This window comes from Luteimonas sp. RC10 (assembly GCF_014192745.1).
In the GTDB taxonomy this organism is placed as follows: Bacteria; Pseudomonadota; Gammaproteobacteria; order Xanthomonadales; family Xanthomonadaceae; genus Luteimonas.
This window is the reverse complement of the sequence record NZ_JACHYJ010000007.1, coordinates 221,095-239,969: the sequence shown is the minus strand read 5'-3', so window position 1 is coordinate 239,969 and position 18,875 is coordinate 221,095. Positions and strand designations below refer to the sequence as shown.

Sequence of the window (18,875 nt, the reverse complement as noted above, 5' to 3'; positions counted from 1 at the left end):
GCGCACGCACGGAACTCACGCGGGCTCACCACCTGTGAGAAATTTCTCATAGATGGTGCCCTGCAGCAATCGATATTTGCTGATCTGCGTCAAGAAGTGACGTTTCTTGACAGGGGTGACCTTTTGGCAGCCGTGAAAAGTAGGCCATTGGGTGTTCGCGTCTCGTGAAGACGCCCCTGTGCTCCTTGAAGATAATGCTGAATACGATAACTGTTTCGTTGGTAGAACGCGGGATCAGCGGTCGATCCACTCCAGGTTGTCGAAGAGCAGTTCGCCGCTCCGCTCGCCGGTCATCGGGTACAGGCCGTAAGTCCGGAACAGCTTGGCGCCGCCGTCGCGGAACAGTGGCTGCCACATGATCTCGGCGCGTGCGCGGCTGGGGCGGGGCAACACGAAGTCCATCGGGATCGAGAAGTAGATGCCCTTGTCGAAGCTGCCCTCGCCGAAGGTGCGCGAGGAGATGTTGGTCTTGGTCGCGTAGGCGCCCATGGTCACGCCGTTGTTGAAACGGCGGGTCAGGTTGACCGTCGTGCCGATATCGCCGGCCAGGTACTTGCCGACGCTGACATTGGCCTGCAGCCGACGTGTGCGCCCGAAGGTGTAGTAGCCGGTGATGTGGCCGGTGGTGATCTCGTAGTCGCGGAAACCTGCGTGTTGGTCGAAGTCGCGCTGGCGCACCTGGTTGATGTCCGCGCCTATCGCCCACTGCTCGCCGAAGGGGCGGTACAGCACTTCGCCGCCGACGCCGCCGTACATCGACTCCAGGTAGCCGGCGTAGGCCATGCCGTACCAGTCGCGTCCCAGTTGGTGCACGGTCGTCAGCTGCAGGTTGGGCACGGTCACGTCGGACGTGGTCATGTACTGACGCTGCCACGTGCGCACGCGCGGCAGGCGTGTCGGCGCGTCGTAGCGGAACTTGTCGAAGTTGTTGGCGATGTCCACGCTGACCATGCCCGACAGCCACGTGTTACGCGAGAACCAGTAGCTGCCGCTGAAGTCGGCCGAGAGTTGGTACAGGATGAAGCCGTCGGGGCCGCCCAGGATCTGCTTGTATCCAGGCGCGATGCTGCCGCGCAGGCGGCGGAACGGGGCCTCGTAGACCTCCTCGCGGCGCTGTTGCGCGGGCGGTGCGAGTTCCACCTTGCGGGCGAATGCAGGCAGATCGATCCGCCGGTCGACATAGTCGGCGAACGCCTGCCGCTCGACGCTGGTCTCGGCAATGGGGGTGCCGGCACGCTCGTGTGCAAAGGTGAACCACGTGACGTCATCGCCGAGCGCGTTGTCGAGCACGCGCGCGCCGCGGCCGATGCCCTGGGCCGGATAGAAATAGCGGTTGTGGCTGCCGTGGATGATGACCTCGTGGTCTCGGCGCGTGATGCGCGAGACGCGGATGCCGGCTTCCTGGTTGAGGTCGGCGGCGATGCCAGCCCAGTCGGGGGCGGCACCGGTTGCTTCATTCGGGCTGAGCGCCGACGTTACGGCGACCGCCGGGGCGCTGCTATCTGGATCGCTGTGACGCCGTAGCGGCAGGGCGGGGCGATCCATGATCGGGGCATTGCTGCGTGTCGTCGCCAGGTTGGTCGTCAGCGTCAGGCCGATGACAGCCGTGTTGCCGCGCTCCAGGCCCGCCGTCAGTTGCAGGTTCGGGCTCGGGCGGTAGACCAAGCCGACGTTGATTGGCGAGCTCTGTTCGATCTCGATGGGTGTGGCGCGGGGCCTCGCTTCGTTCTTGTAGTCATTGCCGTCGAACTCGACCTTGAGCAGCAACTGGTCGAGCGGCGTCTGCCAAGTGATGCCACCGAAAATCCCGATTGGTCCACGAAAGATGGATTCGGCGCCGACGTCGCCCGGTGTCCCCAAGCCAGGGCGGGTTTCGAAGCGGTCGTCGATCAGTCGAAGCGGGTTGGCGAAGTCGCCACGATTTCCCATGTAGCCCGTCGCAAGACCGAGGCTGGCATCGATGGTGCCGAAACGCTTGCTTGCCACTAGGTACTCGCTGGAGAACAGGCCGGTGCCGCCAAGGTCGCGGAAGCCAAGCGCAACTTCAGGGAGATATCGGCTTTCCTGCCAAAGGCGCAGCTTGAGGTCGATCGACTTGTCCTTGTAGTGCTGGTCTCCGCTGAGCGATGGCACGCCGTAGCGCACGGTATTGATGTTGATGTAGCGGAACGTCCCCTCAAGCCAAGGGAGCGGCTGCATCGACAGGTTGTATCGCGCATAGGGCGCGGTGTAGCTGGCGCTCAGGCTGAATTGGCCCTCGGCTTCCATGCGCGCCGTTGGGGTCTGCAGCAGGCCGGCGCCGCCCCAGTCGCTCTGGGTGACCAGGTCATGCGCGGATTCCTGCGCGTGCAGGCTGCCGGCGATCGCCAGGGCCAGCAGCCCCGGTGCCAGGTGGACGGGGCGGCGGCGATGGCGGGCGGTCATGGTGCAAGGTCCGTATTCGAAGTGTCCGGCGCGTTGGCGGGCAAGGGGAGGATCGGCTGTGTCGCCAGGAACGCCGCGAGTTCGCGGTTGAGGTCTTGCGCCCCCGCGCGACGCAGATCGCGCTCGGGCAGCGGGACATAGAGGGTCGCGCCCGGAGCCAGCGCCTGCCTGGGGCTACGGTTCCAGGCGGCGATGCCGAGTATCTGGACCGTGCCATCAGGCTGCACCGCGAACAGCAGGTCGCGGTCGGCGCCTGCGGTCGGGCAGTCGCGCAGATAGTCGAGTGCATCGCGCAGTGGCACGTGCGGCAGGGTGCAAGAGGCGACGACGGCGCCTGTGACGCGCACGTCTGCGGGGCGCGTTGGATACGTGATCCGGTCGCCGGGCTGCAGGACCAGATTGGCCTCAGGCCGAACCTCGACGACGCGGGCGTCGAGTGCGTTGCGGACGCGCCCCGTGACCGGCAGCTCAGCGAGTTCGGCTTCCAGTCGCGCTGCGGTGGTGGCCGTCGACGGCTGCACATTGGCAGCCGCTTGCACGGCTTGCAGGTCGTGCAGCACACCGGCCTTGAGCCGGGTCTGTGCTTCGCGCTCAGATGGGCGCAGCAATGCCGCGGCGGTGGTGTAGGCCGCCTGGGTCGGCATTGCGGCCAGCAGGACGTCAGCCAAACGAGTCCCGGTCGGAACCTGGTACTCGGCCGGCTGTTGCACGGCGCCGTCGACCCGGACCTGCAGCGTTCCGGACTCGGCCTGCGCGACGCTTGCCGCGAGCAGGGCCAGGCATAGCGGTAGCCGCGTCATCGCGTGCCTCCTGGCCGGTACGGCTTGAGTTGCACCAGTTCCACGCTCAGGCCGGGCGCGACGAGCTGCCGGCTCTTGCGGATGAAGCCGGTCTGCGGCTCCACCCAATACTGGTTGGTCGCATCGACACCGGCACCGCGTAGCGCTTCGTCGAAGCGCACCAGCGTGTGCATCGTGCCGAGAATCTCCACCTGCTCGGGGCCCATGCGCCGTAGTTCGCCCTCGACCATCGCGCCGTGGCGATAGCCTGGCATCCAGTCATAGCGCCGCAGCGTGGGCGATGTGCCTTGCAAGGCCGCCAGCCGCGAGAACGGGTTGTCACCGACCAGGCGGATGTCGCTGGCATCCTGCGCCAGTCCGACAGTCCCGGCCAGCAGACCGTCGCGCAGGAACACGATCCTGCGGTCGGGGCTGTACCAGGCGCTGCGGCCGGCATCGTCGTTGCCCAGCACCATCAGCGCTTCGAAGTCATCGCCCTGCACCAGCATCTGGGCGTAGGGATTGGCCGCCACCTGTTCCGGCGTGATCTCGAGCTTGGCGCCAAAGACCGCAAGACGGGCGGCGTCCAGACTGCCGCGGCTCAGGCCGCTGCAACCGGCCAGAACCGAGAGGAACAGAACGAGGCAAAGCGCTGCCAGCGCCCGCATGGTGGACGCGGCGGAGAGTTGGGCCATCATTTCGACGCCATCACTCCAGGTCGTTGCTGGTGCCAGCAGCGTTGCGGATCAGGCCGGAGAAAGGAATCAACTGGGCGATGAAGCGGTTCCAGCGGGTGATGCCGGCGGCACCGACGAAGACCACGTCGCCGGGCTGCAGTTGGAACTGGCTGGCCACTGCGAATGCCGCCGGGGACTTGGCTTCGAGTTGGTAGACCACGGACGGCGGGGCGTCGGGCTCGAGACCGCGCGCGCCACGAATCACATACACCGCGTTGCCGTTGGAGGTGGTCTGCAGCAGGCCACGGGCGCGGCCCAGTGCCTGGCTGAGGCTGATGCTGCCGGTGCGGAAGCTCTGTGCGCCGGGCTGCGTCACCTCGCCGACCACGAAGACTTCCTTCGCGTCGAGGAACGGGATGTACAGGTGATCGCCCGCCTTCAGATAGATCGCATCGCCCGACTGGCGGTCCAGGTCGATCGTATAGCTGATGCCGTCGCGGGTCAGGCGCACGCCCGAGAGGTCGGCGACCGTGGGGTTGATGCCCGCCTGGCTGATCGCGTCGTTGAGCGTCATTGGCGTCATCGTCAGCGGCACGGCGGTGGAGTTGGCGGTCGCGCCGGTGACCCAGGCGCGCTGACTGCCATATGTCAGGACTGAGACATCGACCTGCGGCGACTCGATATAGCGCGCCAACTTGCCGGCGATGTCTGCGCGCAATTCGGCCGGCGTGCGGCCGGCGGCCTGGACCTTGCCGATATAGGGATAGAACAGCGTGCCGTCGGTCTGCACGTGGCGCCCGGCGGCGTTGAGCTGCTGCTGCGCGCCCGCGGGCACCGTGAGCTCGGGATGGTCCCAGACCGTGATGTAGAGCACATCGCCGACGCCGATGGTGTAGGCGGACGGCTGGTACTCGACCAGCGCAGTCGGCAGGCCGCCGGTCGTCTGCTGGGTGGCACGCTCCATCGCGATCAGCTTGGGCGTGATCGGGATCAGGTCGAGCTGGTCGTTGCCGACGGTGCGGATGCCCTCATCGTTGGCGCTGCCGGGGCGCAGGTGCTGGCCCGGGCTCCAGATGCAGCCCGAGAGGGCGGAGACGGCGACAAGGGCGATGAGCGGGCGCAGCGATACGCGCATGGACGAAACTCTCCTGACAACGGTGGGCGGCCAGGGAGGTGCCGTCCATAAAAAACCCCGCCGGTGTTCACCGGCGGGGTCGATCTATCGGTATGACCGCGAGGTGCGGAAGCTCGATCAGCCGCCGGTGCCGGTGCCGCCCGTGCCGCCGGTACCACCCGTACCGCCGGTGCCGCCGCCGCCGTCGCCACCGCCATCACCGCCAGTGAACTCGCCTTCGCTGTCGCCGTTGTTGTCCATCGCCACCGCTGCCAAGGCCACCACGCCGGCCACGATGCCGACGGTTGCGCCAGTGGTCAGGCCGGTGCCGACTGCGTTGCCGGTGCCGCCAGGAATGCCGCTGTCCTGCGTCGCGTCGTTGTTGGAGGCCGCCGTGCCCTGCGCCTGCGGTGCAGCAAAGGCGATGCCGGACAGGCCGGCCAGGGCGATGGTGCCGATCAGGCGAAGGGTCGTGTTCATGGGGGAGCTCCGAGCGTGTTGAAGGACGGTATGCGTCCAGGCTGATGCGAGGCTATAGGCCGCAAGCCGTTCATGTCAAGGCGCATTCTCACGCTTGGAGCGCTTGCTGACGCGGTCTCAACAAGCCTGAATGGGTTGATCACAGTTCACGAGGGGTGAGCTTGCTAGACTACGCGCTTGTGTCCGCCCCCGGCGGCGTCCGGGAGTGGAGTACGTCCAGGTGTTTCGGAAGGTCCTGTTCGTGTGCATCGGCAACATCTGCCGCAGCCCCACCGCGGAGATCGTGTTGCGATCGGTGCTCGGGACCTCTGGCATCGCTGTCTCGTCGGCGGGATTGCAGGCGCTGGTCGATCGTCCGATCGACCCGACCGCAGGCCTGCTGTTGCAGGAGCGGGGCCTCGACACCGATCAACATCGCGCCCGCCAACTCACGCCCGCCCTGCTTGCCGATGCCGACCTGGTGCTGGTGATGGAGCGGGCCCACCAGGCGCGGATTGCCCGTGAGGTGCCGCAGGCCAGCGGCAAGGTGATGTTGCTGGGCAAGTGGATCGGCGAACGCGAGATTCCGGATCCCTATCGACAACAACGCCCCGCGTTCGAACATGTACTAGGCCTGGTCGACGAGTCGGTCGCCGCCTGGCAGCGCTATCTCCGCTAGCGCTTTTGGGCCATACCGGTCAGCCGCATTCCGCGCATAGCGCCCCCATCTATAGAAGTCAGAGCCACTGCATGAGCAAGGAAACTGGAGTGTCCGCCAAGGACGAGGACGAGATCGACCTGCGCGAACTCGTGGGCCTGTTAATCGACCGCAAGTGGTGGATCATCGGGATCACGGCGGCGTTCTTCGTGGTCAGCGTGGCGTACGCGCTGCTGGCGACGCCGATCTATCAGGCGCGCGCGATGGTGCAGGTGGAGTCGAAGGCGCCCAGCATTCCGGGCCTGCCGGATCTGTCGTCGCTGGGGGGGGGCGTCACGTCGGCGGCAGCGACGACGGAAGTCGCGCTGATCACCTCGCGTACGGTCATCGGCGATGCGGTCGACAGCACGCAGGCCGATGTGGTCATCGAACCGGCGCGCTTCCCGTTGATCGGCGGTTTTCTCGCGCGCCGGTTCTCGCCCGAGACGCCTGATGCGGTGGCTTCACCGTGGTTCGGACTGTCGCGCTATGGCTGGGGCGGCGAGCATGTCGAGATCGTCGGCATGACGGTGCCGGCGATCTGGGAGAACCAGCCGCTGACGTTGCGTGTGGGCGACGACGCTTCGCGTTTCAGCCTGTTCGGGCCGGACGACCAGTTGTTGCTTGAAGGCACCGTTGGCACCGATGCCGAAGGCGGCGGCGTCAGGTTGCAGGTGGCGGCGTTGCGCGCCAATCCGGGCACACGGTTCGAGGTGACCAAACTGCGTCGGCTCGATGTTGTGTCCGGCTACCAGCAGGACGTCAACGCGTCCGAGCAAGGGCGCGAATCCGGCATTCTGCAGCTGTCGTTCGAGCATCCCGATGCGCAGTTCGCCGAGACCTTCCTGCAGGCGGTCGCGTCGGCCTACGTGCGTCAGAATGTCGAGCGCAACTCCGCCGAAGCCGGTGCGCAGCTGGAGTTCGTGCGCGAACAGTTGCCGACCGTGCGTCTCCAGGTGGAGGCGGCGCAGAAGGCGATGAACGAGTATCAGACGCGCGCGAATTCGGTCGACATCACGATGCAGACCCAGGGTCTGCTGCAACAGGAAGTGGCGGTCGAGACCAGCATCCAGCAGCTGCGCCTGCAACAGGCCGAGATGGATCGCAGCTTCACGCGCGAGCACCCGGCCTACCGCGCGCTGCTCAAGCAGATCGGCGAGCTGGAAGCACGCAAGGCCGGCTTCCAGAAGCAGGTCGGCGAATTGCCAGACACCCAGCAGGAACTGCTGACGCTGACCCGCGACCTGCAGGTCAGCAACGAACTCTATACCGGCCTGCTCAATCAGGCACAGCAGCTCGATGTCGCGCGTGCCGGCACCGTGGGCAACGTGCGGATCGTGGATCCCGCGGTCGTCGATACCCAGCGGCCGGTGAAGCCGCGCAAGCCGTTGATCGTGTTGATCGGCACGTTCCTGGGCGGCTTCCTCGCGGTGGGCCTGGTGTTCCTGCAGCGTGCGTTGCATGCCGGCATCGAGGATCCTGCGCAGATCGAGGAACTCGGGCTGCCGGTCTACGCCTCCATCCCGCTCAGCGAGTCGCGCGATCTGCTGATCATGGATCGGCTGCGCAACCGCAAGGGACGCGTGCGCCGGGATCCGGGCTTCGACAAGCGCCAGCACCTGCTCGCGGTCAATGCACCCGCAGACCTGGCGATCGAAGCGATCCGCAGCCTGCGCACCAGCCTGCATTTCGCGATGCTCGAGGCCAAGAACAACATCCTGGCGATCTCGGGTCCGCGCCCGGCGGTGGGCAAGACCTTCGTGTCGGCGAACCTGGCTGCGGTGATCGCCCAGGCCGGCCAGCGCGTGCTGGTGATCGACGCGGACATGCGCAAGGGCACCCTGCACAAGGTGCTGGGCGTCACGCAAACCGGCGGCCTGTCCGATGTCCTCGGCGGCAAGCTCGAAGCGGCCGATGCGATCCACACGACCGATGGTGTGGAGAACATGCACTACATGGTGCGCGGCGATATTCCGCCGAACCCGTCGGAACTGCTGATGCATCCGCGCTTCGGTCAGTTGCTGGAGGCGTTGTCGACGCAGTACGACCTGGTGATCGTCGACACCCCGCCGATCCTGGCCGTCACCGACGCCGCGCTGATCGCCCGCCATGCCGGCTCGAGCCTGTTGGTGACGCGCTTCGGCGTGAACCAGCCCAAGGAGATCCTGCTGACCAAGAAGCGCTTCGAGCAGAACGGCGTGCAGGTCAAGGGCGTGATCTTCAACGCAGTCGAAAAGCGCGCCACGGGCTACTACAGCTACGGCTACTACGAGTACAAGGCCGACAAGGCCTGATCTCGCGCGGCGCTCGCGCTTTTGCTCCTTCCCCCGCGTGCGGGGGAAGGTGACGTGCGCGGGCAGCGTCTTTGTTCCCTCCTCCGCGTGCGGGCATTGCGCCCTTCACGGACTGCCGTTTTTTGCTCCTTCCCCCGCATGCGGGGCATTGCGCCCTTTACGGGCGGAAGGTTGGGATGGGGGTAAAGTTCGCAAGGCCCCCGTGCCCCCACCCGATGCCTGCGGCATCGACCTCCCCCGCAGGCGGGGGAGGTGACGCGCGAGCTGCGGCTTTGCTCCTTCCTCGCATCGCGAGGCATTGGGCCCTTCACGGACTGCCGTTTTTTGCTCCTTCCCCCGCATGCGGGGCATTGCGCCCTTTACGGGCGGAAGGTTGGGATGGGGGTAAAGTTCGCCAGGCCCCCGTGCCCCACCCAATGCCTGCGGCATCGACCTCCCCCGCAGGCGGGGGAGGTGACGTGCGCGAGCTGCGGCTTTGCTCGCATCGCGGGGCATTGCGCCCTTCACGGGTGGAAGGGTGGGATTGGGGCGCACGGTGTCAGCAGCGCGACACGCGCCGAAACACTTGGCCCTGCTATGTCCCCACGGCTAATCTGTCGCCCGTCATGCCCGTATCGCTTTCCACCTCTCCGAGCACGCCTGCTTGGCGCCAGCGACTGGCGCTGTACTGGAAGCTGGTCCGTGGCGACCGTCCGATCGGGTGGTTGCTGTTGCTGTGGCCGACCTGGTGGGCGTTGTGGATCGCTGCAGAGGGGGTGCCGCCACTCTGGACGCTCGCTGTGTTCAGCGCCGGTGTCTGGCTGACGCGCTCGGCCGGCTGTGTGATCAACGACTATGCCGACCGCTGGCTCGACCCTCACGTCGAGCGCACCAAGGATCGTCCGCTGGCGAGCGGGGCCGTGCGGGGGCGCGAGGCGCTGTGGTTGTTCGCGGGGCTGATGCTGGTCGCGTTCGCGCTGGTGCTGACGATGAACCGGCTGACGGTACTGATGAGCTTCGTCGGTGTCGTGCTCGCCGCCAGCTACCCCTACCTCAAGCGTTACACGCACCTGCCGCAGGTGTACTTGGGCCTGTCGTTCGGCTGGGCAATCCCGATGGCCTTCGCAGCCGTGCAAGGCACGGTGCCGGTGGTGGGCTGGGTGTTGTTCGTCGCCAATATCTTCTGGGCGACCGCGTACGACACCTGGTACGCGATGGTCGATCGCGAGGACGACATCCGTGCGGGCGCGCGCTCGACTGCCATCCTGTTCGGGCGCTTCGATCTGCTGGCGCAGGCCCTGCTCTACACGGCGACGTTCGCCGCACTCGCGATCGCCGGTCACCTGGCAGGGCTAGGCCCGAACTATTGGCTGGCGCTGGCCGCCGCGGTGGGGCTGGTGCTGTGGGAGTTCTCGATCGCACGCAGTCGCGAACGCGGGCCCTGCTTCCGCGCGTTTCTGCACAACCACTGGGTCGGCATGACGGTCTTCATCGGCATCGCCGCGCACTACGCACTGCCGCCGCTGACCCGGTTGGCGGGCTGAAAGTCGGCGCTGAAAAGACAGAAAGTGGTGTGCTGTCTCCAGGCGTGCCATTTCGGTCACCTCCCCCGCTTGCGGGGGAGGTCGGCGCGCGCAGCGCGCCGGGTGGGGGCGACGAGGTATGACCCGACTCGCCATTGCGGACAGTCCCGATCATAAACCGCTGTGACAACCACCATGCTCGCATTCCTGCATCTGGGAGTGCATCGATGCGGCAGGGTGCGAAACGGGAACTGGCGCGCCGGCTTCGGCGGGCGATGACCGATGCCGAGCGTGCGCTGTGGCGTCATCTGCGCATGCGTCAGATCGCCGGCGCACGCTTTCGCCGTCAGCATCCGATCGGCCCGTACGTCGTCGATTTTGTCTGCTTGGCCCATCGGTTGGTGATCGAGGTCGACGGTGGGCAGCATGCCGACTCGATGTCCGATGCTGCGCGCGATGCCTTCCTGCGGACGCACGGGTACCGGGTGCTGCGGCTCTGGAATCACGACGTTCTGGGCAATCCAGAAGGTGTGTGGTTATGGATTGCACAGGCGCTGCGTGAGGGGTGAGGCGAGGCTGCTAGTGGCGTCGATGACGGTGAAGAGCAGGGGCAATGGGCTCCAGAAGGGGAGTGAATCGGCGTGAGCGGCTACCCCCCACCCCAACCCTCCCCCGCAAGCGGGGGAGGGCGTGCGCCGCTGCGAGCGGGAGGGCGTAATCAGCCCGAGTGGTCAGCAGGCACTGCTCCGCACGCGAAGAAGAGACGTACCACGCGTATAAGAGACAGCGCGCCTGAATCACCTCCCCCATGCGAATAGCAGACAACGGGCGTGAATCGCCTCCCACGCGGATAACAGGCAGCGAGCGTGAATCACCTCCCTACACGCATAACAGACAGCATGCGTGAGTCACCTCCCCCGCTTGCGGGGGAGGTCGGCGCGCTTTGCGCGCCGGGTGGGGGCCCGGCTTCAGGCCGCGCGGACGTCGCGCAGTTCCCAGGCGCTGCCGGCCAGCAGGCGCAGGCGGTGCTTGAGGACGGTGCTCGAGATCGAGGTGTCGACGGTCAGGTCGATGTCCAGGTCGCGCTGCTCGCCGACCACGCGCGCGTTGGCGTCGGTGATGCCCAGCGACGGGTCGACCTCGTCGGGATCGGGCTGGTCGGCGCGCCAGCGGGAAAAGAGCGCGTCGCCGCGCAGGGCGTCCTGGAGTTCGGCGGCGATGCCTTCGGGGCCTTGCGACTGCAGGGCATAGGCGCCCGAGGCGCGGGCCTTGCCGGCGTCGGGGATACGGATCAGGTAGCGTGTGCTCATGCGGCGTCTGCGTTGCGAAAGGCTGCAGCCTAGCAACGGGGGGCGTTAGGGAATCGTCATGCGCGGGCGTCCGCCGCACAGGGCGGGCAGGCGACGACCGCCGGCAGTGGGCGCGAGCGCGGCGGGCGTCAGGCGGTCCAGGTGGCACGCAACGCATCGGCCGGTCGTCGCGATCTGGTCCGGCGCAGGTGCGCGGCCGTCCTACACGAGCCGGCCTTCGGCGCGGGCGCGGCGGGCGGTCATCGCACTGCGCTGGGCAGCGAGGAAGGCGCGCATGGACGCCGGTTTGACCGGCTTGGTGAGCACCCGGTAGCCACGGATGCGGGCGGTCTGCTTGAGCGCGTCGCTGCCGTCGGCGGTCAGCAGGGCACCGGGCGTCTCCGGCGCCATGCCGCGCAGTGCGTCGAGGGTGTCGAGGCCGTCGAGCCGGTCGTGCAGGTGGAAGTCGACGAGCAGCACGTCGGGTTCCTCGTCCATCGCCGCGATCGCCTCGTCGATGGTCTTAGCGCACAGCGGCACCGCATCCCAGCGCCGCAGCAGGGCGCGCATGCCGGCGAGAATGTCGTCGTCGTTGTCCACACACAGCACGCGCAGGCCGCGCAGCGATTCGTCGCGCAGTGGTGTGGGCGGCGGCGCTGCGACAATCGCCGCCGATGCGCTGCGCGGGACGGTGATCGAGAACATGCTGCCGCGGCCGACCATCGCGCGGGCATCGAGGGTGTGACCCAGCAGCCGGGAGATGCGCTGGCAGATCGACAGGCCCAGGCCGAGCCCGCGGCCGTCCCAGTCGAAGCTGTGCTCGTAGCGGTGGAACTCGTCGTAGATCTGGCTCATGTGGTGTTCGGGGATGCCCGGTCCGGTGTCCCAGACCTGCAGTGCGACATCGTCGCCGCGCCGACGCGCCGCCAGCACGATGCGGCCGCTGCGGGTGTAGCGCAGCGCATTGGCCAGGAAGTTCTGCAGCACCCGGCGCAGCAGGCGGCGGTCGCTGCGCACCGGCGTGGGCGGCGCGTGCAGACGGATGTCCAGGCCGCGCGCCTTGGCCATCGGCGCGTACTGGCCGGCGAGCTGGCGCAGCAGTTCGGCGACGTCGAAGTCGACGATCTCCGGCTTGAGCGCGCCGGCGTCGAGCCGGGAGACGTCGAGCAGGCCGTCGAGCAGTTCCTCGGCCGCGCGCAGCGAGGTGTCGATGCGCTCGGCCAGGTGGCGTTGTTCGCCCGGGTCGGGGGTTTCGCGCAGCGCGGAGGTGAACAGCCGCGCGGCGTTGAGCGGTTGCAGCACGTCGTGGCTGACCGCGGTCAGGAAGCGCGAGCGTGATTCCTGCGCGGCCTCGGCCTCGCGGGTGCGCTCGGCCACGCGCTGTTCGAGCGTCTCGTTGATCTCGCGCAGCTCGCGTTCGGCGCGCTTGTAGTCGGTGACGTCGCTGTAGCTGGTCGCATAGCCGCCGCCTGGCAGCGGCTGGCCGCGCAGTTCGATGACCTGGCCGTTGCCGAGCACGCGTTCGGAGACATGCGGCGAGCCGGCGCGCATGTAGGCGATGCGCTTGTCGACCTCGGTCTGGATGTCGATCGCGTCCCGCGGTCCCAGTTCGCCGCGTTCGGCGTTGTAGCGGATCAGGTCGGCGACCGGGCGGCCGACGTAGAGCATGTTGTCGGGATAGCCGAACAGGCGTTGGTAGCTGCGGTTCCACGCCACCAGGCGCATGGTGCGGTCGACCACGCTCACGCCGTGGTCGATGTTCTCCAGCGTCGAGGACAGCACCTCGCGGTTGAAGCGCAGTTCCTGGCCGGCCTCGTCGAGCATCGCGACGACCTCGTCGACCTCCATGCCCGAGCCCTTGAGCGCGCTGGTCATCAGCAGGCGCGCCGAAGACGCGCCGACCGCAGCGGCGAGCTGGCGTTCGGTGAACTGCAGCCAGGTCCGGTCGGCCGAGGCGTTGAGCACCAGTGGCCGCGCCTGGGTCTGCGCGTACTCGTCGAAGGCGCGCCGTGCGGTGCGGTCGCCGACGATGCGGCCGATCAGGGTCAGCAGGTCGCCGACGCTGATGTTGCCGCTCCAGTCCTCGGAGGCGAGTGCACGCCGTTCGGCATACGGGTCGAGGAAGGGCGCGGCGCGCAGGCGCTCGTCGAGCGAGGGCCGCCAACGCGCCGACACCAGCAGCAATGCGCCGACGTTGCCCAGCAGCGACCAGAACGTGCCATGGGTCAGCGGGTCCCAGCCGGCGAGCCCGAACAAGGCGCGCGGTCGCAGCCAGGCGATGCCGAACGGCCCGGCGTCGAGCCATTGCGGCTGGATCCAGCCCGACTCGGTCAGCGCTGGCAGCATCAGCGTGTAGCTCCAGATCGCGAAGCCCAGCAGCAGCCCGGCCTCGACCCCGCGCCGGCTGGCCCCACGCCAGTACAGGCCGCCGATCAGCGCCGGCGCGAACTGGGCAACCGCGGCGAACGACATCAGTCCATAGGCCGCCAGCGTGGTGTCCGAGCCGCTGACCCGGTAGTAGCCGTAGGCCAGTGCGGCCAGCGCGACGATCGCCACCCGGCGGATCCACAGCACGGTCGAGCCGACGTTGCCGCCGTGGCGTTCGGCGTAGCCGCGGCGCAGCAGCAGCGGCATCACCAGGTCGTTGCTGAGCATCGTCGCCAGCGCGACCGACGAGACGATGACCATGCCGGTCGCCGCCGAGAACCCGCCGATGTAGGCGAACAGCGCGATCACGTCGGCGTTCTCGGCCATCGGCAGCGCCAGCACGAAGCTATCGGGGGCGACCGGGCCGTCGCGCCCGAACAACGCGACACCGGCGCTGGCGATCGGCAGCACCATCAGGCAGACGATCACCAGGTAGCCGCCGAACAGCCAGCGCGCGCGGCGGATGTCGCGCACGTCGCCGCATTCGACCACCGCCACGTGGAACTGGCGCGGCAGGCAGATCAGCGCCGCGAACGCGAGCAGGCTCTGGGCCACGAAGCCGCTGGGTGGCGCGTTGTCGATCAGGGCACGCGTGGCCTCGACCATGTGCAGGTCGCGTGCGCCCAGCCACAGCGTCGCGAACAGACCGACGGCGACCAGCGCCAGCAGCTTGATCAGCGATTCGAGCGCGACGGCCAGCATCAGGCCCGGGCGGTGCTCGGTCGCGTCGACCTTGCGGGTGCCGAACAGGATCGCGAACAGGGCCATCAGCACCGCGACGTAGAACGCCGGGTCGCCGAACGGTGTGACGGCTTCATCGGGGCCGCCGAGCACGCCCAGGCTGATCGCCACCGCCTTGTACTGCAGCGCCAGGTACGGCACCGCGGCCACCAGCGCGATGCCCGCGACCATTGCCGCCAGCCGCTGCGAGCGGCCGTAGCGCGAGGCGATGAAGTCGGCGATCGAGACGGTGTTCTGCGACTGCGCGATCAGCGCCAGGCGCTCGAGGATGCGCCAGCCAAACAGCAATAGAAGCAGCGGGCCGAGGTAGATCGGCAGATAGCCGATGCCCTGACGCGCGGCGGTGCCGACCGCGCCGTAGAAGGTCCACGACGAGCAGTACACCGCCAGCGCCAGGCTGTAGACCAGCGGGCGCAGCCAGGGCCGCTGCGGATACAGCGGCCGCCGGTCGCCATACCACGCCACCGCGAACAGCAGCGCGGCGTAGCCCAGCGACACCAGCAGCAGGATCCAGCCCGGCAGCATGCGACATCCTTCGACGCGACCGCGGGAGTGTAGCCTCCCGACCCGCCGCGGCGGGCGCCGCTCAGACCTGCGCGGCCATCGCGCGGTCCTTGCCGGCGCGCTTGGCGCTGTACATCGCCAGGTCGGCGCGCTTGAGCAGCGACTCGAGCGTTTCGCCCGGGCGGCGCAGGGCGACACCGGCGCTGAAGGTGATGACGATGCGGGTCTCGTCGTGGACGACCGGCCGATGCGCGAGCACCGTGCGCAGGCGCGCCAGCGCGGCGAGGGCATGGGCGAGGGTCGTGGCCGGCATCAGGATCACGAACTCCTCGCCGCCGAAGCGCCCCAGGACATCGCTGTCGCGCAGGGTGAGGCGGGCGACGTCGACGAAGTGGCGCAGCGCGGCATCGCCGCCCAGATGGCCGTGGGTGGCGTTGAGGCGGCGGAAGTCGTCGAGGTCCACCAGCGCCATGCACAGTGGCCGGTCCTCGCGTGCGCGCAGCGCTTCACGCTCGAACGCCTCGTCGAAGCCGCGCCGGTTCAGGCAGGAGGTGAGCTCGTCCTCGCGCGCCAGGCCGGCGGCGTCGCGCAGCTTCTGCTCGAGCAGGTGGATGCGCTTCTCGCTCTGCTCGACCTCGCGCCGCGCGGCGATGAGGTCGTCGCGCGCGCGCAGCGCCTGTGCCTGGATCCGGCCGGTGTCGTCGAGGACCTGGTCAAGGACGGTGTTGAGGCCGGCAATGCTGCGCGCCTCGCGGATCCGTTGCGCATGCCCGGCCAGCCGGTCCTGGTACTCGCCGGTGTGCATGGCCATGCCGTCCAGGCGCTCGACGAACGTCGACATCATCGTCTTCATCGCGACCTTGGACGCCTCGATGCCCTGTTTGAGCACGCCCTGCCGATAGATCACCTCGCGTAGTTCCGCGCGCGCCTCCTCGATCGCGCCGCGGTCCAGCGGCCCGGCGAGCAGGCCGCGGATCTGCGTCAGCTGGCCATGCAGCCAGCTCTTCTCGTCGAGCAGTTCGCCGATGTTCTCGAGCAACAGGTCGAACAGGCCGATCAGCAGCGCGACCTGTTCCTCGGCGGCCTCGGCATGCACATCGATCCGGCGGCACAGGTCGGTGAGCCGCAGCGACAGGCGGTCGAGATCGGCTGCGCCGGCTTCGGTGGCGCGGAAGGCTTTGGCCAGCGCGAGTGCCTCTTCCGACAGCGCCGGTTCGTTGCGCAGCAGCGCCGCGAGGGCGATCCCGAGCGTCTGGCGCAGCAGGTCGCGCAGGCGGGCCGACGGGTCGGTAGCCGACAGCGCGGGCGTATCGAGATCGACGAAGCGGATGTACTTGTCGATCAGCTGCCGCATCGCGCGGCCATAGGCCGGCCAGTCGCCATTGGCGCAGGCCGATTGCAGGTACTGGCCGAGGCTGCCGAGTTCGTCGTGGAGCCCGGCGACGCCGTCGGCGAAGGCGATCAGCAGCGCATGCGGCTCGTGGGCCTGGGCGAACAGCGCCACCAGCGCCTCCGAGCCGATCGCGCCCTCACGCCCGCGCGCGCCGGTCGGACGCACGAGGGAATCGGACGGATTGGACGGTTTCCGCATGGAGGCCACGTCATCGAAAGGCAACCGGGGTCGTCACGCACCGGGGGGCGCGGCGGACTGCGACTGATCGCAAGCGATATCGGCCGTGCGGCGGCGAACTTGAGTGCGTGCCCCAGGTGGCGGCCCATGCCCACACCCGGCGCGCGATGCGTGCCAACCGCCCCCGCGATGCGGAGGAGGTACTGCTCGCGCGATGCGTTCTGCTCCTTCCCCGCGATGCGGAGGAGGTACTGCCCGCGTGACGCGTCCTGCTCCTTCCCCCGCGTTGCGGGGGAAGGTTGGGATGGGGGCGCTTCTGCGCGACAGGCCCATGCCCCCACCCGACGCCTGCGGCGTCGACCTCCCCCGCGATGCGGAGGAGGTACTGTCCGCGCGATGTGTCCTGCTCCTTCCCCCGCGTTGCGGGGCATTGCGCCCTTCACGGGTGGAAGGTTGGGATGGGGCGCTTGTGCGCGACAGGCCCATGCCGCCACCCGGCGCGCGGTGCCGCGGGATCAGTACTTCGGCACGCCGCCGTCGACGCTGTCGCTCCAGGCGTCGATGCCGCCGGTGACGTTATAGACGTGGGTGAAACCCTGGTTGCGGAAGTGCTCGGCGGCCTGGAGGCTGCGTCCGCCGCGGTGGCACAGGAAGGCCAGCGGGGTGTCCTTGGGCAGCGACTGCAGCCGCTGGATGCCGTCGCCGTCGAGGACCTCGAACGGGCGCGAGACCGAGGCCGTGGCGCGCTCTTCCGGCGGCCGGACATCGACCAGCGTGAGCTTGCCGGCGGCAATCCGGTCGTCGGCTTCGGTCGGCGCGATCTCCTGGACCGTCTTGGGCGCGTTCGGGTTGTCGATGACCAGGCCGCGGCCGCGGATGTCGTCGGCGAAATCGATCGTCAGGCCTTCGGCGCGGCGCGCGCTGGCCAGGTCGAACTGCACCAGCAAGCCGGCCACGTCGCTGACGATCGCCGACGGGTTGCGCGGTGCCAACTGCAGGCGGGCGCGGAAGTTGCGGTCGATGTCGATCTGCAGCGCGTAGTCGCCGCCGGCATCGGCCAGCGCCTTGGCGATCATCTCGCGCGCGGCCAGCGTGATTGCGATCGTCGGCGGCGTGCGATCGGGGGCCTCGACGCCGAACAGCCCGTGCAGTTCGCCGCTGCCGGCCATCTGCTCGATGATGTCGCTACCGCCGACCAGTTCGCCGTCGACATAGAGCTGCGGGATCGTCGGCCATTCGCCATAGACCTTGATGCCTTCGCGGATCTCGCCGTCTTCCAGCACGTTGACGTGGGCATAGTCGACGCCGACCGCGTCAAGCGCGGACACGGCCTTGGCCGAGAAGCCGCACTGCGGCGCCATCGGCGAGCCCTTCATGAACAGCACGGCGCGGTTGCCCTGCAGCAGGGTCTCGATGCGGGTGCGGAGGGCGGGATCGAGGGACATGGCAGAACATCCTGGAACAGGCGGGAAGACCGACATGGTAGCGCGGGGCCACCAACGCAAGCCCGCGACCGGTGGTCGCGCTGGCGGAATGCTGCGATGCGCCGCGGGTGCGATGGCATGATGCGCGCCATGTCGCCGCATCGTCCGCCCCGTCGCCCGCACCTGTGGCTGCCGCTGTTGCTCGCCTCCCAGGCGCTGGTCGCGTGGATGTGGTGGCAATGGGGCTGGCAGGTCGGGTTGCCGCTGCTGTTGGCGAGCCACGGCCTGTGCCTGTGGGGCGTGCTGGCGCCCGGCTCACGGCTGTACGGGCCAGTGCTCCGGCACCTGCCGGAAGGCGAGACCGGGGTCTGGCTGACCATCGATGACGGCCCCTCGGACGACACTCGACCGCTGCTCGACCTGCTCGATGCGCACGCGGCGCGGGCGACGTTCTTCCTCGTGGGCGAACGCGCGGCCACGCGTCCGGACTTGGTGCGGGAGATCGTCGCGCGTGGCCACGACATCGGCAACCACACCCAGCGGCACCCGCAGGCCCGGTTCTGGGCATTGGGGCCGAGGCAGATGCGCCGCGAAATCGCGGATTGCCAGCGCACGTTGACGACAATCGCCGGGCGGGCGCCGGTGTGGTTTCGGTCGGTGGTCGGCCACAGCAACCCGTTCGTGCATGGCCCCTTGCGCGACGCCGGCCTGGCGCGCGTGGCCTGGAGCGCGCGCGGTTTCGACGCAGTGGAGCGCGACACGACGAAGGTCGTCGCACGCATCGATGCCGATCTGGTGCCGGGCGCGATCGTGCTGCTGCACGAGGGCGCGCGCCACGGCCGCAACGTCGAGATGGTCGCGGGGGTCTTGGAGCGTCTACAGGCGCGTGGCTTGCATACAGTGCTGCCGTTTTCTGCGGCGGAGCGGGGGGGCGACCCCGCGCGGTGATCGTGCCTGGCGCCTTCCCTCGCGTT

Annotated in this window: 14 protein-coding genes; 5 read left to right on the top strand and 9 right to left on the bottom strand. The window is 68.4% G+C overall.

Annotation, left to right across the window (positions count from 1 at the left end; translation table 11 throughout):
• Window positions 1-234: 234 nt before the first annotated feature.
• From FHW73_RS13645 to FHW73_RS13625, 5 genes are all read right to left on the bottom strand, one after another.
• On the bottom strand, window positions 235-2,424 hold the full coding sequence (locus tag FHW73_RS13645; RefSeq protein ID WP_183427287.1) for a YjbH domain-containing protein: 2,190 nt from the start codon (window positions 2,422-2,424) through the stop codon (window positions 235-237).
• Window positions 2,421-3,224 carry a capsule biosynthesis GfcC family protein gene (locus tag FHW73_RS13640; protein WP_183427286.1) on the bottom strand — a complete coding sequence of 268 codons (804 nt, stop codon included), beginning with the start codon at window positions 3,222-3,224 and terminating at the stop codon, window positions 2,421-2,423. Before FHW73_RS13640 ends, FHW73_RS13645 begins: the two co-directional genes overlap by 4 nt.
• Complete coding sequence (locus FHW73_RS13635) at window positions 3,221-3,898, bottom strand: YjbF family lipoprotein (protein ID WP_255492992.1); 678 nt, start codon at window positions 3,896-3,898, stop codon at window positions 3,221-3,223. The genes FHW73_RS13640 and FHW73_RS13635 overlap by 4 nt, the downstream gene beginning before the upstream one ends.
• Before the next feature lie 13 nt (window positions 3,899-3,911).
• Window positions 3,912-5,015 carry a polysaccharide biosynthesis/export family protein gene (locus FHW73_RS13630; RefSeq protein WP_183427285.1) on the bottom strand — a complete coding sequence of 368 codons (1,104 nt, stop codon included), beginning with the start codon at window positions 5,013-5,015 and terminating at the stop codon, window positions 3,912-3,914.
• A 117-nt stretch (window positions 5,016-5,132) separates the two neighbouring features.
• Window positions 5,133-5,474 (bottom strand): hypothetical protein, encoded by a 342-nt coding sequence (locus tag FHW73_RS13625; RefSeq protein ID WP_183427284.1) that lies wholly within the window; start codon window positions 5,472-5,474, stop codon window positions 5,133-5,135.
• A 220-nt stretch (window positions 5,475-5,694) separates the two neighbouring features.
• Here FHW73_RS13625 and FHW73_RS13620 point away from each other — a divergent pair, with 220 nt between their 5' ends.
• The 4 genes from FHW73_RS13620 to FHW73_RS13605 all read left to right on the top strand — a co-directional run bounded on the left by FHW73_RS13620 (window position 5,695) and on the right by FHW73_RS13605 (window position 10,515).
• Window positions 5,695-6,132: a low molecular weight protein-tyrosine-phosphatase gene (locus tag FHW73_RS13620; protein ID WP_183427360.1), complete on the top strand. Its 438-nt coding sequence runs from the start codon at window positions 5,695-5,697 to the stop codon at window positions 6,130-6,132.
• Window positions 6,133-6,203: 71 nt separating this feature from the next.
• Complete coding sequence (locus FHW73_RS13615) at window positions 6,204-8,444, top strand: polysaccharide biosynthesis tyrosine autokinase (protein WP_183427283.1); 2,241 nt, start codon at window positions 6,204-6,206, stop codon at window positions 8,442-8,444.
• Window positions 8,445-9,049: 605 nt separating this feature from the next.
• On the top strand, window positions 9,050-9,967 hold the full coding sequence (gene ubiA / locus FHW73_RS13610; RefSeq protein WP_183427282.1) for a 4-hydroxybenzoate octaprenyltransferase: 918 nt from the start codon (window positions 9,050-9,052) through the stop codon (window positions 9,965-9,967).
• Between the two features lie 206 nt (window positions 9,968-10,173).
• A complete protein-coding gene (locus tag FHW73_RS13605; RefSeq protein WP_183427281.1) occupies window positions 10,174-10,515 on the top strand; it encodes an endonuclease domain-containing protein in 342 nt (113 codons plus the stop codon).
• Window positions 10,516-10,914: 399 nt separating this feature from the next.
• On the opposite strand, the gene FHW73_RS13600 is transcribed toward FHW73_RS13605, so the two are convergent.
• From FHW73_RS13600 to grxD, 4 genes are all read right to left on the bottom strand, one after another.
• Window positions 10,915-11,256: a hypothetical protein gene (locus FHW73_RS13600; RefSeq protein WP_183427280.1), complete on the bottom strand. Its 342-nt coding sequence runs from the start codon at window positions 11,254-11,256 to the stop codon at window positions 10,915-10,917.
• A 201-nt stretch (window positions 11,257-11,457) separates the two neighbouring features.
• Window positions 11,458-14,928 carry a PAS domain-containing hybrid sensor histidine kinase/response regulator gene (locus FHW73_RS13595; RefSeq protein ID WP_183427279.1) on the bottom strand — a complete coding sequence of 1,157 codons (3,471 nt, stop codon included), beginning with the start codon at window positions 14,926-14,928 and terminating at the stop codon, window positions 11,458-11,460.
• Window positions 14,929-14,989: 61 nt separating this feature from the next.
• The gene (locus FHW73_RS17575; RefSeq protein ID WP_183427278.1) at window positions 14,990-16,465 is read right to left on the bottom strand and encodes a GGDEF domain-containing protein; all 1,476 of its coding nucleotides are present in this window, start codon (window positions 16,463-16,465) and stop codon (window positions 14,990-14,992) included.
• Between the two features lie 527 nt (window positions 16,466-16,992).
• The gene (gene grxD, locus FHW73_RS13585) at window positions 16,993-17,922 is read right to left on the bottom strand and encodes a Grx4 family monothiol glutaredoxin (RefSeq protein ID WP_183427277.1); all 930 of its coding nucleotides are present in this window, start codon (window positions 17,920-17,922) and stop codon (window positions 16,993-16,995) included.
• A 129-nt stretch (window positions 17,923-18,051) separates the two neighbouring features.
• On the opposite strand from grxD, the gene FHW73_RS13580 reads away from it, so the two are divergent.
• A complete protein-coding gene (locus tag FHW73_RS13580) occupies window positions 18,052-18,849 on the top strand; it encodes a polysaccharide deacetylase family protein (protein ID WP_255492991.1) in 798 nt (265 codons plus the stop codon).
• Window positions 18,850-18,875: the final 26 nt, after the last annotated feature.